Origin of the sequence: Saprospira sp. CCB-QB6 (genome assembly GCF_028464065.1) — a bacterium.
Lineage (GTDB): Bacteria > Bacteroidota > Bacteroidia > Chitinophagales > Saprospiraceae > Saprospira.
Genome location: NZ_CP116808.1, coordinates 629,925 through 647,134 on the forward strand (window position 1 = coordinate 629,925; position 17,210 = coordinate 647,134).

Annotated in this window: 16 protein-coding genes; 6 read left to right on the forward strand and 10 right to left on the reverse strand. The window is 46.0% G+C overall.

Translation table 11 applies throughout. The features are described from left to right. Window positions 1-84 precede the first annotated feature (84 nt). The 4 genes from PPO43_RS02440 to PPO43_RS02455 all read right to left on the reverse strand — a co-directional run bounded on the left by PPO43_RS02440 (window position 85) and on the right by PPO43_RS02455 (window position 5,082). Window positions 85-1,968: an acetate--CoA ligase gene (locus PPO43_RS02440; RefSeq protein ID WP_272620206.1), complete on the reverse strand. Its 1,884-nt coding sequence runs from the start codon at window positions 1,966-1,968 to the stop codon at window positions 85-87. Window positions 1,969-2,662: 694 nt separating this feature from the next. Further along, window positions 2,663-3,673, reverse strand: coding sequence for a quinone oxidoreductase family protein (locus PPO43_RS02445; RefSeq protein WP_272620207.1), 1,011 nt, complete (start codon window positions 3,671-3,673; stop codon window positions 2,663-2,665). A 12-nt stretch (window positions 3,674-3,685) separates the two neighbouring features. After that, window positions 3,686-4,159 carry a leucine-rich repeat domain-containing protein gene (locus tag PPO43_RS02450; protein ID WP_272620208.1) on the reverse strand — a complete coding sequence of 158 codons (474 nt, stop codon included), beginning with the start codon at window positions 4,157-4,159 and terminating at the stop codon, window positions 3,686-3,688. 125 nt (window positions 4,160-4,284) lie between these two features. Next, complete coding sequence (locus tag PPO43_RS02455; RefSeq protein WP_272620209.1) at window positions 4,285-5,082, reverse strand: C40 family peptidase; 798 nt, start codon at window positions 5,080-5,082, stop codon at window positions 4,285-4,287. Between the two features lie 162 nt (window positions 5,083-5,244). Between PPO43_RS02455 and PPO43_RS02460 the strand changes: the two genes are divergently transcribed. From PPO43_RS02460 to PPO43_RS02485, 6 genes are all read left to right on the forward strand, one after another. Beyond that, window positions 5,245-6,105 (forward strand): hypothetical protein, encoded by an 861-nt coding sequence (locus tag PPO43_RS02460; RefSeq protein ID WP_272620210.1) that lies wholly within the window; start codon window positions 5,245-5,247, stop codon window positions 6,103-6,105. Between the two features lie 198 nt (window positions 6,106-6,303). After that, window positions 6,304-6,630: a cysteine-rich CWC family protein gene (locus PPO43_RS02465; RefSeq protein ID WP_272620211.1), complete on the forward strand. Its 327-nt coding sequence runs from the start codon at window positions 6,304-6,306 to the stop codon at window positions 6,628-6,630. A gap of 11 nt (window positions 6,631-6,641) precedes the next feature. After that, complete coding sequence (locus PPO43_RS02470; protein ID WP_272620212.1) at window positions 6,642-7,187, forward strand: hypothetical protein; 546 nt, start codon at window positions 6,642-6,644, stop codon at window positions 7,185-7,187. Between the two features lie 92 nt (window positions 7,188-7,279). Beyond that, window positions 7,280-7,744, forward strand: coding sequence for a Fur family transcriptional regulator (locus PPO43_RS02475; protein WP_272620213.1), 465 nt, complete (start codon window positions 7,280-7,282; stop codon window positions 7,742-7,744). 6 nt (window positions 7,745-7,750) lie between these two features. Next, window positions 7,751-8,101, forward strand: coding sequence for an STAS domain-containing protein (locus PPO43_RS02480; protein ID WP_272620214.1), 351 nt, complete (start codon window positions 7,751-7,753; stop codon window positions 8,099-8,101). 96 nt (window positions 8,102-8,197) lie between these two features. After that, the gene (locus tag PPO43_RS02485; RefSeq protein WP_272620215.1) at window positions 8,198-9,466 is read left to right on the forward strand and encodes an adenylosuccinate synthase; all 1,269 of its coding nucleotides are present in this window, start codon (window positions 8,198-8,200) and stop codon (window positions 9,464-9,466) included. Between the two features lie 409 nt (window positions 9,467-9,875). Here the strand turns inward: PPO43_RS02485 and PPO43_RS02490 are convergent, their stop codons facing one another. From PPO43_RS02490 to lpxB, 6 genes are all read right to left on the reverse strand, one after another. Further along, a complete protein-coding gene (locus PPO43_RS02490; protein WP_272620216.1) occupies window positions 9,876-11,498 on the reverse strand; it encodes a S26 family signal peptidase in 1,623 nt (540 codons plus the stop codon). 35 nt (window positions 11,499-11,533) lie between these two features. Continuing rightward, window positions 11,534-12,277 (reverse strand): polyprenol monophosphomannose synthase, encoded by a 744-nt coding sequence (locus PPO43_RS02495; protein WP_272620217.1) that lies wholly within the window; start codon window positions 12,275-12,277, stop codon window positions 11,534-11,536. 191 nt (window positions 12,278-12,468) lie between these two features. Continuing rightward, complete coding sequence (locus tag PPO43_RS02500; RefSeq protein ID WP_272620218.1) at window positions 12,469-13,686, reverse strand: RsmB/NOP family class I SAM-dependent RNA methyltransferase; 1,218 nt, start codon at window positions 13,684-13,686, stop codon at window positions 12,469-12,471. 199 nt (window positions 13,687-13,885) lie between these two features. Next, the gene (rlmD, locus tag PPO43_RS02505; protein ID WP_272620219.1) at window positions 13,886-15,322 is read right to left on the reverse strand and encodes a 23S rRNA (uracil(1939)-C(5))-methyltransferase RlmD; all 1,437 of its coding nucleotides are present in this window, start codon (window positions 15,320-15,322) and stop codon (window positions 13,886-13,888) included. Window positions 15,323-15,513: 191 nt separating this feature from the next. After that, complete coding sequence (locus PPO43_RS02510) at window positions 15,514-16,047, reverse strand: GNAT family N-acetyltransferase (RefSeq protein WP_272620220.1); 534 nt, start codon at window positions 16,045-16,047, stop codon at window positions 15,514-15,516. A 3-nt stretch (window positions 16,048-16,050) separates the two neighbouring features. Then, on the reverse strand, window positions 16,051-17,172 hold the full coding sequence (lpxB, locus tag PPO43_RS02515; protein WP_272620221.1) for a lipid-A-disaccharide synthase: 1,122 nt from the start codon (window positions 17,170-17,172) through the stop codon (window positions 16,051-16,053). Between the last annotated feature and the right edge of the window lie 38 nt (window positions 17,173-17,210).

The following is a 17,210-nucleotide window of genomic DNA, read 5'->3' on the forward strand; positions in this document are numbered from 1 at the left end:
AAGCAACTAATATCCAAAACTTTTATCAAAAAACTGTACCTACAATCACAAAAAAGCCCCTAAATAGGGGCTTTCTAATCAATACTATCTATAGGCCTGAATTTGGGCCTGCAATTCTGGAATAACGCTAGGATCATCTATTGTAGATGGCATTTTGTAAGGACGCTGATCTACGATGTCTCGCAACAACCGACGCAAGGTTTTACCCGAACGCGTTTTGGGCAAACGCTGCACAGGCAAAATCTCTTTTAAGGCCGCTACCGCACCAATCTTTGTCCGTACCAACTGCACCAATTCCTTTTCTAATACAGATTCCGCTCTCCCCTCTTGCCCCTGCCAAACGACAAAAGCCATAGGCCGCTGCCCTTTAAGCTCACAAGCTCGTCCAATTACAGCAACTTCCGCTACCGCTGGATGCCCAGCCAACACCTCTTCCATCTCGGCCGTAGACAAGCGATGCCCAGCCACATTGATGACATCATCCACCCGGCCCGTAATGAAGTAATACCCCTCTTCATCTATATAAGCCCCATCTCCTGTGCTATAATAGCCCTCAAATTGACTAAAATAACTTTTCTGGAAACGCACTGGATTTTCCCAAAGCCCCATCAAACAACCCGGAGGCAATGGCGTCCGAATACTCAACAACCCCTCTGCATTCGCAGGCAATGCCTGCCCATCCTCATCCAATATATCAAAGGCAAATCCACAAACTGGACGACCCGCAGAACCTGGCTTGATCGGCATCAATTCATGCCCCGCCATATTGGCTAACATAGGCCAACCCGATTCTGTTTGCCACCAATGGTCAATCACTGGCTTGTTTAACTTCGATTGCAACCACTCTAAAGTCGCCGCATCACAACGCTCTCCAGCCAAAAACTGAAAACGCAAAGAAGATAAATCATATTTCTTGATCCACTCCCCTTCTGGGTCCTCCTTACGTATCGCCCGAATAGCCGTAGGCGCCGTAAACATAGAAGATACCTTATACTCCTCGATCATCCGCCAAAAAGTACGCGCATCTGGCGTCCTAATCGGCTTGCCCTCAAATAATATGGTGGTGTTCCGATGCAATAATGGTCCATAGACAATATAACTATGCCCCACAACCCAACCAATATCACTAGCCGCCCAGAAAACCTCTCCTGGCTTCAACCCATAAATATGCTGCATGCTAAAATGCAAAACCGTAGCATAGCCCCCCGTATCTCGAATAACCCCCTTGGGCGTTCCTGTAGTGCCCGATGTATATAAAATATAAGAAGGATGATTAGCCAATACAATCACAGGATCTACAGGCTCCGCCTTGAGCAATTCCTCAAAATCTACATCATAATCCCGCTCAGGATGCTCAATGCCCAACCGTCTATTATATAATACAACCTTTTCAGGCGGAAACTCCGCCTCTTCTAAAGCCGCATCCACCAATACTTTATACGGAATTATTTTTTGTATTTCAATCCCCGCAGAAGCCGTAATCAAGACCTTCGGCTTGCAGTCATCTATCCGAATCGCTAACTCATGAGCCGCAAATCCACCAAAAACAACCGAATGCGTCACTCCCAAACGAGCACAGGCCAACATCGCAATTACAGCCTGCGGAATCATCGGCATATAAATTACCGCTCGATCCCCTTTCTCTAAACCCAACTCCCGCAAACCTCCAGCAAAGGCCGCTACCAAATCTCGCAATTCATTATACGTATATTTCGCCTTGGTCTGACTAACCGGAGAATCATAAATCAACGCACAATCCTCCCCATATCCATCCGCAATGTGCTGGTCCAAACAAAGCGCCGATAAATTCAACTCCCCATCCGCAAACCATTGCGGATAATCTCCTGTATCATCCAATATGGTCTCCGGAAACTTATGCCAAGCCAAACGCTGGGCTTGCGCTTTCCAAAATTCTAGGGGCTGTTCCAAACTCCAATTATAGAGTTCATCATAGGTCTTTTCAGGCATAGTCGATCTGTTTTATCGCTTATATATAAAAATCTATATAATGGTAAGCATTTTAATTTACTCAACAAAAAGATTGGGTAATTTATATCAGATCTAAAATATTATTGGCCTTCTAAGCGCCTCTACCATAGAATGAAAGTATTTAAAATAATTTTATTTGTCTTTTTTGGGGCCTTCGCAGCTTTGCTGCGGAGGTACGTTTACTCCCTTTGGTCATCGAACTGCGGACTAAAGTCCTTGTTGTCGCAGCTCGCTGCTGTTTTGGGGCCTCCCGCCTTCGGCGGGCGCTACGTTTCGCAGCTCGCTCTTCGCTCGGCCCTGCGGCGGCTTTGCCGCCTAGGTCTGGCCTGACGGCCACTGCTGCACATCGCTAGGCCAGTCGCTTCGCTCCTTCTAGACCTAGGCCAACACGAATTTATCTCTTTTTAGGAGAGAGCTTCTTTTTCCTGTCCTATCTAGCCCACCTGAAAAGAAAGTTATTTTGGTCCAATAATAGGCGGCAAAGCCGCCTTGGCCGAAGGCCAAAAGGCCCAGCGCTGCGGAGCGGGTGGCCGAAGGCCAGACCGAGCTGGCGAAGCCAGCGAAGGGCCGAACAGACCTGTGAGCCCCGCAGCATAGCGGCGGCCGCGGGCCCCTAAAAAAAAAGAAGCTACATTTCTGCAGCTTCTTCTATATCGCACTTAAAGAGATGGAGTTAGTCATTCATTTTCAGGACCAATTTGCCAAACTGTTGGCCTTTATCCATACAATCAAAGGCTTTTTGTGCTTCGGCCAATGGCCAAACTTGCTCCACCAACGGTTTGATTTTATGCTGTTCTACCCAAGCAATCATTTGGGCAAAGTCTTCATCGCTGCCCATAGTGCTGCCCATAATATCGAGCTGTTTCCAAAACATCTTTTGGGGGTTAATTTGGAATTTGCCTCGGGTTCCGCCATAAAAAACGATCCGTCCAGCAGGGCGGGCCAAATCAACAAAATAGCTAAAGTCTGCGCCGCCAGCACTATCAATAATCAAATCGAAGCCAGCGGGATCTTGGGCCAACAAGGCTTTATGCCATTGTTCTTCCTTATAGGAAATTCCGTTTAGGGCCCCCATTTCCTTGGCCTTTTCGATCTTCTCGGCCTGTCCAGAACTAACCCAAATATCAATACCCAAGGGCTGGGCCAATTGCAGGGCCGTCAGGGCCACGCCCCCACCAATACCCGAAATAAATAGGCGTTCGCCTGTCTGCAAGCGGCCTCGGCTAAAGAGCGCGCGATAGGCCGTGAGTCCAGCCAAGGGTAGGGCGGCCGCCTCCTCGGCAGAAAGGTGGGCGGGTCGCAAAAACAGGCGATCTTGAGGGACCAGAAGATACTCGGCCATGCTGCCATGCTGAGGCATTCCCAAAATGCTATATGCTTTGGCTTGCACGGCTTGTTGTTCGCCCCAATTTTGGTTGGGGTTGACGATAACCTTCTGGCCCAGCCATTTTTTATCGGCTTGGGGACCTAATTCCACCACCTCGCCACTAGCATCTGAGCCTAGAATAACACCTTCTCGAACGCCAGGATAAAGGCCTTGCGTAATATATAAATCGCGATGATTGAGCGCGGCGGCCTCCACCTTAATCAGTACTTGATCAGCTTGGGGACTAGGCTTTTCAATTTGGCGATAAACTGCGGGAGATTTTTTTTGGTCCAAGACCATTGCATACATCTTGCTCATAGTTCAAAAGATTTATTCCTCTCCGCCAACCACTTGAGTTTTGGGCAAATAGCCTCGAAGCTCTTGCCGCTCTGCTGCAGAAATGGCATTGCCTCCTAGGTAGAGATTTTGCAACTTCTTGAGTTGGGCAATTTCTTTGGGAATCTTGTCCAATCGGTTATGTCGCAAATCTAGCTCCTTGAGATTCTTCAGTTGAAAAATGCTAGGGGGGAGTTCTTCAAACTGGTTGTTAGAGAGATCTAGTTTTTTGAGGGCCTGCAATTTGGTAATATCATCGGGCAGGTCCTCCAATTCATTTTCCGCTAAATTTAGCTTTTTTAGTTGATCAAATTGCGCAATATCACTAGAAACTCTTTGCCAGGCCCCATCGCTGAGGTCTAAGCTTTTAAGTTGGTCGGCTTTGACTAAGAGGCTGGGTTCTGCGGACCAGCTACGCTTGCAGCCCATTAGCGTCAATAGGCTTAAGCCTAGAATTACATTCTTCATAAGTTGAGGGATTTTACAAAAGTGGGGAAATGATATAAACTTGAGAAAGCCTCCAAGTTTATAGAAAAGCGAACAAAAAAAGGGCCGCTCTCTAATGGAGAGCGGCCCTTTTGGCAAGGCTGACTTTATTTTTCGGCCAAGGGAGCAGCTTGATTTTCTGCTCCGACGGGGTCAATAACGTTACGAGCGAATAGGATTTTCTTTTTCCAGTAAGAAGACTTGCTCACATTTTCGATCATGATACCGTGGCGGGGGCCATTGGCATGAATAACCGTGATGCCTTCTGCGGTATTGCTGAGAATAAGTCCTACATGAGTAACCATACCGCCTTTGCCGTAACGGCTAAAAAAGAGGAGGTCTCCTACTTTTGCGTCTTTTAGGTCGACATGTTTTCCTTGAGTTGCTTGATAACGAGAGCCGGGAGAGATTTCGATTCCAAAGAGGCGCATTACGAAAGAAGTGTAGCCAGAGCAATCGAAGGCATTGGGGCCTTTGGCGGCATAAACATAAGGGCGACCTAAGTATTTTTTGGCGGCGGCAGTAATTTCAGAGCGGATGAGGATCCGTTTTTCTAGGGTAAGTTCTCCTTGGAACTTTACGGGAACAGGAGGATAAACAGCTTGGCGCATTTCGGCCAATTGAGCGCGGCGTTTGGCTTTGGCTGCGGCTTGGCGTTTGCGTTGGATGAGTGATTTCATCCCAGTAATATCCGATTGTTCAATTTGGGCTTTTTCTAGCTCTAGGGCTTGGATAACTTTTACTTTTTCGGCAAAAGTAGCCATAGTTGCGGCGAATTCTTCGGCTTGGGCTTTTTCTTCGGCCAATTGTTCTTGCTGCATCCGAATGTATTGATCTCCTACGATCAAGAGGGTCATATAGAGCAAAAAAATCTGAAAGATCTCTACCTTAGATATGGAATTCATATATTTTATTCTTCTGTTTTTCGTCCTTCTGCTTAGTTTAAGCAGCTATTTTTGGGAGGACCAAAGACACGATCAAAAATCTTTTTTCACATAAAGCGGCTGCAAATGTATTTATTTTGGCCCAAAAACCAAAAGAATCTCTTTCATTGAGAGGGTAAGCTTATGAAATTTAACAGTTTAAGAACTTTTTGCCTTATTTTATCTTTGCTGATCTGCTCTTCTTTTCTTCTGGCCCAGAACAAAACGGAACGTCCTACTACCTACGCCAAAGTTTGCTTTTACACTATAGAGAAGGGGGGATTTGAGCGTTTTTTAGAAATTGCGGAGGCGGTACAAAAGGGTGAAGAGCGAAAGGTACAGGCTCAAATTCGGAAGATGCTCAAGGATTTGCGAAAATTTGATTCTAAGCAAACCAACCGTAGTTTTGAGCTTTGGTATAGGGCCAATTATAGTGATTTTGAGCAGCAAGTAGAAGTAGTTAGGAGCTCTACGATAAAATCCTTACAAATATATCGAGCGAGATGGCGCAGTAATCAGTGTCATTATTTTGACCATACAGCTTTTTTGATGCAGGTTTTGGCCTTTGAGAGTGAGCGTTTTTACCCTCATTATTGGTTTATGGGGCAAGAGCGTTATTTTTCGGAAACTTTGGTGGAGAATATTCGGGCAGCGGCTCCGGCAAGAGCAACAGATATTTTTGAATATTCTGATTTGCACCAGGAATTTGAGGTCATGCAAGCGCTACAAGCTTGGGAATTGGATCAGATGAAGCGTTATTTGCAGATTGGTCCTTATGGGACCGATACCGAAGGAATTGGCCAAAAACCGCTTATTCCCTATTCTTATGGGTTAATCAATCGGGCAGCGGCCAGTTATTTATTGCAGCAAATTGAGTTTGATGATCGCAGTTTAGATTTAGATTTGAATCGACAAGTGCGAGCTTTAGAGCGTTTCTTAAAAACTTGTCGGGCAGGAGAAATCTATCTTTTAGTTCGTTTTGAGGGCCGTCCCTTTCAGCCTTAGTCTTTTCTATCTTCTGCATATTTTCTTGGCACTTGTATAAAAAAAGCCGATTTTGGCCTTTTGCGTCTAGCAGGGCCCACAGCACCCGCAGGCAATTTTATGGGGACTTCCCCCTCATTCATAGATTTTCGCAAAGCGAAACCGCTTTTGCGCTGGGTTTTAACCCGCCGGCGGGGCAGCCCCTAAAAAGGAAACAAAATGAAAAAAGAATGTCCAAGCTGTCACAAAAACTTTGAGTGTCAGCCTGAAAATATAGCCATTTGTCAGTGTGTGGGCCTAGAAATTGGACCTGCCTTAAAGGCCCATTTGGCCAAGAGTAAGAAAGATTGTTATTGTGCAAACTGCTTGTGCGAATTGAATGAAATTTGTGCGCAGGCGGCTCAGGAATCGCTACCTAAAAAGGCCCATGAATTTGTAGAAGGCAAGCATTTTTATAAGGAAAATGGGCTTTGGATATTTAGCAAATACTACCTGATTCAGCGGGGATATTGTTGTGGCAATGGCTGCAAACACTGCCCCTACTAAACGATAGAAAAATGGCGTTTTGGAACAATGCTTTTGGTGCCGTAGACGAGGTACTACCTGAATTTAAGAGCCTACCAGAGGGAATTGGATATCTCATGGGAAGAGTTCGGAGCATGAGTGATAGTTTAGCAGATACTCCAGTTTATGTAGATAAACGTTGGTTAGAAGTACGTGACGACCTTGATTTTCAGGAGTCGGTTTTACATGTATTTAAGGAGGGCGGAAGCTATCTGCGCATTTTGGATGGCGACATTGCCAGCGGAAGTTGGGAAGCTAGTCTAGGTGGCCTAATTATTAAGTTTGGGGGTAAACATGAGCTCTATGAATTGGTCTTTTTGGACCTTGACTTTTTTATTCTTAAGAAGCATGGACAGCAAGGCCCCAAAGGGGGGCGTCCCTATTTTGTTTTGGCCCGAGAAGGACGGGCAAAAGGAAGAGAGTGGCCAGAGCTTTTAGAGCTACTTTTTCAGGACTACAAAAGCGAATCTTCTTATTTTCAATGGGTTTTTGTACTTTTTGTGCTCATTTTGGGAATTTTACTCTACTCCATTTTGTAGATGTCACAAAAACCTTTTACAGTTAAGAACGTTATATATAGAAAATTACCTATTTTGGCCCATTCAAATCGAACTCATCAACCGTCGAACTTATGTCAGAGAACAAAACGCAAAACACTATAAACGAAGTAACCAAAATCTTTTCTACTTACTTGGTTAAAAATGGCCTTCGCAAGACCCCAGAACGCTTTGCCATTTTGGAAGAGATTTATAAGCGCAATGATCATTTTGATGCAGAAGCGCTATATATTCATATGAAAACCCAGAATTATCGGGTTAGCCGAGCTACAGTTTATAATACGCTAGAGCTTTTGGTGGCCTGTGATTTGGTGCGCAAGCATCAGTTTGGAAAAAACTTGGCTCAATATGAGAAAGCCTATGGCTTTAAGCAGCACGATCATGCTGTTTGTATTGAGACTGGAGAAGTCTTTGAATTTTGTGATCCCCGTATTCAGCAAATCAAGGAGTTGGTAGCCGAAATGCTCGACTTCGAAATTACTCACCATTCGCTAACCTTCTATGGGTACAGCAAAGAAGGCCGCGAAAAAAAGAAATAGGGCCCAATGACTTTTCAACTAGAACAATTAGAAGACATTTGCATCCTAGCGCTGGATGATCTTTGGAATCCAGAAGAGAATCAGGCCATCATTCAAGAAGTAGAGCATTTGATTGCTCAGGGACAACGCCTTTTTTTGATTGATTTGGGGCAAATGCAGTTTATGAACTCCTCTGGATTAGCCTTTTTAATTAGCATCTTAACCCGTGCCCGCTCTGCCGGTGGAGAATTGGCCCTTTGCCACATCTCTCCTAAAATTGAGCAACTCCTACTCATGACTCGCTTGCGCTCTACCTTTGAAGTAGCCGACAGCCGAGAAGAGGCCTTAAATATTTTGCAGGCCTTGATGAAGAACTAAAGCAAGTTCTTTGACCGCTTTTCAAAAGTTGTTTTTATTTTTGTGCGCCAAAAGTAGATTCCATCTACATTTTTCGCTACACAAAATTTTGCAACTATGGTTGATGTTCTGTTGGGACTCCAATGGGGAGATGAGGGAAAAGGTAAGGTCGTAGATTATTTAGCTCGACAATACGATATTGTCGCTCGCTTTCAAGGAGGCCCCAATGCTGGGCACACTTTGGTCCTCGATGGCCAAAAATTTGTACTGCACACCATCCCTTCTGGGATTTTCAGACCACAGGTGCTCAACCTGATTGGTAATGGCGTAGTGATTGACCCCACTACCCTCATTAAAGAAATGGAAAGTATCTCTGCCGCTGTCCCAAATTTTGGGGAGCGGCTTTTTATTGCCAAAAAAGCACAGCTTATCCTGCCCTCACATCGTTTGCTCGATACCGTGATGGAAGCCGCCAAAGGCGATGGTAAAATTGGCTCTACCCTCAGAGGAATTGGCCCCACTTATACCGATAAAATTGCTCGCCGTGGCCTCCGTATGGGCGATATTCTCTTGCCCAATTTCAAAGCCCGCTATGAAGAACTCAAAGCCGAGCACTTGAAAATGGCCCAAATTTACCCTGAAGTAGATTTTGATTTGGCTGGACAAGAAGCAGCCTTTTTTGCCGCTGTAGAAACCCTAAAAGGCCATCAACTGGTAGATGGCGAATACTTTATCAATAAGCAGTTGGCCCAAGGCAAAAAAGTTCTGGCCGAAGGTGCCCAGGGTTCTATGCTCGATATTGATTTTGGAACTTATCCCTTTGTCACTTCTTCCAATACCATTAGCGCTGGGGTTTGCAATGGCCTAGGCGTGGCTCCACAAAAGATCGGAGAGGTTATCGGCATTACCAAAGCCTATTGCACCCGCGTAGGTAGCGGCCCCTTCCCTTCTGAACTCTTTGGCGAAGAAGGCGAAAATCTTCGCCAAGCAGGTGGAGAGTTTGGCGCAACTACAGGCCGTCCCCGCCGCTGCGGTTGGCTCGATTTGCCCCAGCTCAAATATACCATCATGTTGAGCGGAGTGACCCAATTGGTCATTACTAAGGTAGATGTCCTTAACGAAATGGAAGAACTCAAAGTGGCTACAGCCTATAATTATGGCGGACAAAAAAGCCAAGATCTTCCACATGATTTGGTCCTTGAAGACATTAGCTTGGACTATCGCAGCTATGAGGGCTGGCAAAGCAGCCTCAAAGGCATTCAAAAGTTTGAGGATTTTCCACAAAAGCTACAAGATTACATTCATAGCCTAGAAACAGAGCTAGCTGTACCGATGAAAATGATCTCTACTGGTCCAGAACGCGAAGCTTTGATTATTAGAGATTAGTCAATTATTTTTTGGGGCTGCCCCGCCCTGCGGGCGGGTCGGGCCATTGCGCAGCTCGCAAGTCTGCTCGGCCCTGCAGCGCTTTCAGCGCTTTGGTCTGCCGCCTGCGGCGGCCCTGCTACAGCCCCTCAGCCGATGCTGTAGGTTAAAACCTACAGCAAGGAAGGCCCAAACCTAAAGGTTTGGGCCTTTTATTTTGGACCAAGATCTGCGTCCTACAGGCCCGAAGGGCCGCACTGGCTGAGGGATGGTAGGGGGTGGCCGAAGGCCAGACCAAGCCAGCTTGCTGGCGATGGGCCGAGCGAGCAGCGAGCCCCCGAACAGCCCGACCCGAATGCAATGAGGGGCAGCCCCAAAAAAGCCCCTCTACAGCAAACTGCAGAAGGGCTTAAAACTTTCATCTCGCTTTTTATTGAGCGGCATTTTTTAAAATGCGGTCAAAGCGAATACCGTTGGGACCAATAGACATCCAGACGAACAGCGGTTTACCGACGACATGGGTTTCGGGAACAAAGCCCCAAGAACGAGAATCCGCAGAATCATCGCGGTTATCTCCCATCATCCAGTAATAATCCATTTCGAAAGTATAGCTATTTGTCGTTTGGCCATCAATGGTAATTTGGCCATTTTGGATAAGTAAATCGTGGCCTTCGTAGGCGGTAATTACTCTTTTATAGAGATCGATATTATCCATAGTGAGCTTTATCGTTTCGCCCTTTTTGGGAATCCAGATAGGCCCATAATTATGATTATTCCAAGGGAAAAGCGCTGCATTGTAGGGGAAAATCCCTTGACCTGCGCCTTTTTCCTTTACAATAGGGCGAATTTCTTTTAGGATAGGAGCCAACTGAGGGTCTTGCAACATCTGCTCGACCACCAAAGGAGAAATATTTCTGGTATTACTAGCCTTTCCATAAGTTGAAGTAATAGAAAGTGCGTAATTATCATCTACATAATTCATGTTGATGCTCTTATTATCTTGAGGCACTAACTCATAAGCATACTGCACACCAGGAATAATATCGGGTTCTTGGCCATTGACAAAAAGTCGGTTAGCGCGAACCTCAATCTTATCGCCTGGCAGTCCCACACAACGCTTAATATAGTGATCTCGCTTATCTATAGGGCGAGTGACAATACGATTATTAAAGCGTTTAAGCAATTGTTGGCGGGTCAGCTCTCTTTGTGCTTTGGGCGTTCTTTTAAGAATATTATGATAATCGCTAGAATAGTCTACCCCTTTGATAATAGTATCGCCTTCGGGATAATTAAAGACCACAGGATCGTAGCGATTTACCTTTTGTAGGGCTGGAGCTCGATTATAATCCCAACTTGGCCATTTAGAATAGCATTCGCCGCCAGTTAGGGGCATTACATTGTGTAAAAGGGGGAAAGATAGTGGCGTCATTGGCATTCTAGAGCCATAATGCACCTTACTCACAAAAAGAAAATCTCCGACCAAAAGCGAGCCCTCCATAGATGGAGTGGGAATCGTATAGGCTTCGATTAGGAAAAGGCGAATAAAGTGAGCGGCAAAAACGGCAAAGAGAATAGAATCGGCCCATTCCCGAATAAAAGTCTTTTTGGGAAAAGGGCGTTCTTTTTCCAATCGGCGGATAGCCACTTGGTCCTTATTTTTCACAGCCATTTTATAGGCGGCCTTATACTCCTTTCTCTGTTGATGGGCTGGGCCTTTATAACTCAATTCATCTTTTTTGACAAAGCCCATATAGGGAAACCAAGCAAAGGGGGCTGCAATGGCAAAAACATTATCTAAAAAGCCATATTTTCCAAAGCTACGATTAAGCTCAATAGCCATAGCGGCTACAGTAAAAATATTGACGATAGGAATAAAAAGCCAGATGATATGCCAGCTAGGTCGGCCCACAATTTTGGCCCAACTCAGGTAGTTCAAAATGGGTACATAGGCTTTCCAGCCTGTTTCTCCTGCTTTTTCAAAGAGTTTGGAAATACCGGCAAAAGGCAGCAAATAGCCCAAAATAAATACCGATAAATAATAGAGGATATCCATATGTTTTATAAAGTTGTTGTGCAAAAGGAAGGGCCCTACTGACGGGCATAAGAATTACCAAAAGCTTTGAAACGCATGCTCCAAACGCCCCAAAACGCCTCGCTAAAGATTGCGGTGCTCATTTTAGAGGCGCCCTCTTCTCTGTCTTTAAAGGTGATAGGAACTTCTCGGAGTTTAAAGCCCAATTGCCAGGCGGCAAATTTCATCTCAATTTGAAAGGCATAGCCTTTAAAACGGATTTTCTCAAAATCTAGTTGGGCCAAAAAATCTCGCTTATAGCAAACAAAGCCAGCTGTAGCATCCGAAACGGGCATCCAAGTGATCAGGCGAACATAAAAAGAGGCCCCTCTTGACATCAGGATGCGTTTAAGCGGCCAATTCACTAATTTCCCCCCCTTCACATAACGAGAGCCTACGCTTACGCCCACGCCTCCTTCACTGCAGGCCTTGGCCAAGCGAGGAAGATCTTTGGGATTATGCGAAAAATCGGCATCCATCTCAAAAATATATTGATAATCTCGCTCCAAGGCCCATTTGAAACCTGCTATATAAGCAGTTCCTAGGCCCTGTTTGCCTGCTCTTTGCATAAGAAAAAGCCGATCGGCAACTTCTTTTTGCAATTCCTGTACTTTTTCGGCTGTACCATCAGGAGAGCCGTCATCAACCACCAAAATATCAAAAGGGCAATCTTCGGGCAAAGCCAAAACTGCTCTGATGATATGTTCAATGTTTTCAATTTCGTTATAGGTGGGTATAATCACCAAATTTTCACTTGCCAATTCGCTAGATTTTATTGAGATTTCGCTCTTTATGCAAAGCATATTTGGCCCAATGGGGATGGAGCAAATATATATAAGTTGTTTTACTTTTTTTCGACCTTATTAGCGCCTTAAGGTTTTTTAGTTTTTCCTTAAAAAGCGCCCTAAAATAATGAAGTTGACCGAAAAACATCTTTTATCACTCCAGAAAATCAGCCTTTGCGCTGCAATAGCGCCATATAAAAACCGTCTTCAGGCCCCCGATCTGGCCCTAAATGCTGCTCTTTGAGCAATTCGAACTCTTGACCGTCCTCGCTTTGCAAAAAACGCTGAACCTGCCACTCATTTTCTGAAGGCAGAATGCTACAAGTGGCATAAAGTAACTGCCCGCCAGGCTTACACAAAAGTGAATACTCTCTTAATATATGCGCCTGTGTAGCCTGTATTTCTTCCAAAAACGCTGGATTGATGATCCACTTTGTCTGTGGGTTTCGACGCAATACGCCCAAACCCGAGCAAGGTACATCCAAAACCAAATAATCGGCAATGTTGTAGTAGGCTGGCGAAAAACGCCCTGAGGCAGGAATTTTCTCTGTTTTAATAATGCTTACTCCTGCTCTTTTGGCCCGTTTCTGCAACTCTTTGAGCTTATGCTCAGAGAGGTCCATAGACAATATTTCTCCCCGATTTTTCATCAAGGCAGCCAAATGCAAACTCTTTCCACCGGCCCCCGCACAAGCATCTACCAAGTAACTGCCCGCCTGCGGCTTAAGAAAATGGGCCAACTGCTGAGAAGCATAATCCTGCACCTCAAACCAACCCTCTTCATAAGATTTTAAATGCGTAAATTTTCGGTTTTGACCCAAAACCAAAGCTTCCCGATCCCCCAAAAGCTCTACGGGCAAACCCTCTTTGCGCAAACGATGCAAAACCTTTTGCCGAGGCGCCTTAAGACTGTTGGTCCGCAAAACCACATCGGCAGAACTATTGAGTGCAGGCAATAATTTCGCCCAACGCTCCTCCCCCATTTCCTGTAGGGCACGCTCCTCCAACCAATCTGGAATAGACTCTCGAATCGCTCGATTTTCTACCGCTAAGCGATGCCGACGCCAGATTTCTAAACTATCCAATCCCTGCATCTCTGGCCAATCTTCTGGCGGCTGCTGCCCTTGCAACAACCAAGCAGTTTTTAGCATCAACCACCAATCAGCTTCCGTCTCTGGCGGCCGTTCCAAGGCCAGCTCATAGTACAAACGATACCAGCGAATAAGCTCGTAAATTTGCTCGGCCACAAAACGACGATCGCGGCTGCCCCATTTTTTGTTGGCCCGCAAAAGCTGCTGTATGCTGCGGTGCGCATGGGCTCCCTCTTGCAAAATGGCTCGAGCAGTTTGCCAAATTGGGGGAATCAAATTCTTATAAAATCGCAAGACTTTTGTATCTCTTGGGGCCTCCCGCAGCAAGCTGCGGGCGCTACGTTTAATTCATGAGGGTTTCACCCCTCATTTATATATAATCGCAAAGCGATACCACAGTTGCTGTGGGTTTTAACCTACAGCTAAAAACAGCCAGATCGCTAGGCCAATTGCAGGCGGGCTTTGCCCGCCTGCAACCTCCCAGACGTCTAGGCTATTTTTTCAAGTATAAAATGACCGATTCAATATGGCTAGTGTGCGGAAACTGGTCCACCAAACTGAGTTTTACTGCCTCATAGCCCGCTTCTTTAAGGACCAAGCTATCACGAGCTTGTGTAGCTGGATTACAAGAAATGTAAACGATAGCAGGCGCCTCCAACTCAATCACTCTTAGCAAGGCCTTGGGCACAATTCCCCCACGAGGCGGATCCAATACAATGACCCCAATTTTTTGCTTAAACTGTGGATATTCCCAAAGGAATTTGCGCACATCAGCAGCATAAAACTCAATGCCTTCAATATTGTTGCGGGCCGCATTTTTGGCCGCATCCTCAATAGCTTCAGGGACAATATCTACCCCAATAATTTTTTGAATTTTGGGGCTACGGCTCAAAAGCTGGGCAATGGTTCCCGTTCCACAAAAGAGGTCCATCACCCAAAGACCTTCTTGGCCCAATTTGGCCATAGCTTCTTCGGCATAATCAATGGCTCTTTGGTAGAGCAATTCTGCACAGGCGGGATTCGTCTGGAAAAAGCTCTGCATAGAAATCTCAAAAGAGAGGCCCAATAATTCTTCTACCACCTTGGGCTCCCCATAAAGTAACTTTTGGTTTTCGGGCAATTGCTTGACCGCATCGCCTACCTCATCATTGAGGCTATGCAAAACGCCGGCTAGACGGTCTTCGCCCAAAATATCTTTGAGTAGGTCCACAAATGCAGCTTGGTCAAATTGGTCCAAGCCTTTAGAGGTAGTCACCAAATTAAACAAAAGCGCATCTTGAGCAAATGATTTTCGGACCACCAAAAAGCGGAAAAATCCTTCGCTTTTGGCGGGATCCCAAGCGGGAAGGCCCGTTTTTTCGCAAAACTCGCGAATGCGGAACAGCTGCGACTCCAATTGCTCATCAAAGAGGCCAGAATCTGCATCTAGGTTTTCTACGGCCCACCATTGGCCCCTTCTTTTGAAGCCTAGGGCAAAATCCCAACTTTCTTCTTCGGTCCCTAGCTCTGAGCGCAGGCTAGAAAAAGAATATTCCATTTTGTTGCGGTAGTGCCAGCTTTTGGGCGAGGCAATATAGCCTTCAAAAACCTCTTCTACATTTTCCCATTCGCCTAGGCGCTTGAACATCTCTAGGGTAGATTGCTCTTTGGCCGTTCTTTGCTTTTCTATGGGCCAAGCGGCAAAAGGAGCGCCTGGAATCCGTTGGTAGGGCAATTCTGTTTCTTCGGCTGCGGGCTGCAAAACCTTAATGAGCTTGGCCTCGGCAAAGCGCTTTTTCTTTTTGGTAATGCGAGCCGCTACTTTTTGGCCTGGAATACTATTGTTTACAAAGACAATAAACTCCCCATTTTCGGTAGGGAGTTTAGCAATGCCTTTGCCGCCAAAGGCCATATCTACGATATCTAATTCTAGGGTAGTTCCTTTTTTCAATTTAGCTGTTTTTATGATGAAGCGAAGGTACTTTTGGATTCAGCAGGCCCAAAGGGCCGCAGGCCTAGCGATGTGCAGGGGGGCGCCGCAGGCCAGACCAAGGCGCTTTGCGCCGCAGGGCCGAGCGAATAGCGAGCCCCGAAACGTAGCGCCGCAAGGCGAAGCCGCAGCGGAGGCCCCAAACCTTCATCTTACTGCTCTTCTTCCGTTGTTTCTTCGGTAATGGGGGCTTCCAACTGAGGGGCTTCGGCCTCTACCAACAACTCTTCCTTCATGCGTTTAACCATCAGGTGGTGGGCCTGATCTTGAATCATTTTTTCTTTGCCTTGTTGCTTATAGCCTAATTTTTCGTAGAAGGCCTTAGCGGCGGTATGTGTGAGCAGACTGAGGTGGTTCCAGCCTGCAAAAAGGGCCACTCTTTCCAGTTGAGAGAGCATAAATCGGCCAAGGCCTTGGCCCTGATATTCTGGAGCGATCACGATTTGCTGCAATTCGGCTTTTTCGTTGCGTTTGCCCGCCTCCGTTTCGATTTCGGGTTTGAGGATCACGCCGCCTAAAAGCTCATGGTCTTCAGAAAAGAGGGCATAATGCAAAAGCTCGGCCTCGGCGGTCCAGTCCTCCAGTTCAAAAGTCATTTTCAGAGGATCAATCAGGGCCTCTTTGCGGAGAGCCACCAAGTCGTCATAATTGGGAGAGGCAAATTCAATTTTTGCTAAGTACATCATATCTTAATTTTTTGGAGGCGCCAGAAACTTCAAAATGCCTTGGGCCACCCGTTGAGGGGCGCCAGCTTGGCCAAGTTTATTGCGCAGCGCCTTATATTCTTGGGCTATACGTTGACGATTTTCATCCTCAAAAAGTTGTTGGAGTTCCGCTTTTAGGCGTTGAGGATTCAAATCATTTTGGATCAATTCGGGCACCAACTCCTTTTGCATAATCAAATTGACCAGCGAAATATAAGGAACCTTGATAATTTGCTTGGCAATCCAATAAAAAATTGGGTGCGTTTTATAGCAAACCAACTGCGGGAGCTCGAAAAGAGCGGCCTCTAAGGTGGCTGTTCCCGAAGTGACCAGGGCTGCTTGGCTGTGCGCCATCAGGTCGTAGGTTTGGTTTTGGACAAAAGTGACTTGGGGAAAAGGCGCCAAAAAATTGCGGTAAAATTCGGGCTCTAAACTCGGTGCACCTGCCACCACAAATTGAGCTTCTGGAAAACTGGGCAAAACGGTCAACATCAAGGAGAGAATAGAGCGAATTTCTTGTTTTCGGCTACCGGGCAAAAGCGCAATAATGGGTTGATCTGCGCTTAAATTATTTTGGGCCAGAAAATCGGGATTGGGATGGTGTTTATCCACCACCTCAATCAGCGGATGGCCTACATAATGCACCTTCATGCCCCTTTGGCGGTAAAATTCCTCCTCAAAAGGCAAAATCACATACATTTCGTCTACATATTGCTTGATCTTCTCGACACGGCTAGCGCGGCTGGCCCAAACCTGAGGCGAAATATAGTAGACCACCTTTAGGCCTTGACTTTTGGCCCATTTGGCCATACGCAGATTAAAGCCCGAATAATCAATGAGAATCAGGACATCTGGCTGAAAGTCGAGAATATTCTTTTTGCAATCGGCAAAGTTCTGGAAAATCTTAAAAATCTTGAGCAAAACCTCAACGGGGCCCATAATGGCCAGCTCCCGAATGTGTTTGTCTAGCTCGGCCCCTTGGGCCTGCATAAGATCGCCCCCCCAAGCGCGAAACTGGGCTTGAGGATCTAGGGTTTTGAGGGCCGAAAGCAAAAAGCTAGCGTGTAGGTCGCCAGAAGCTTCTCCGGCAATGCAGTAATATTTCAAGAAATTAGAGTTTTGCTGATGGGCGCAAAGATAAACAA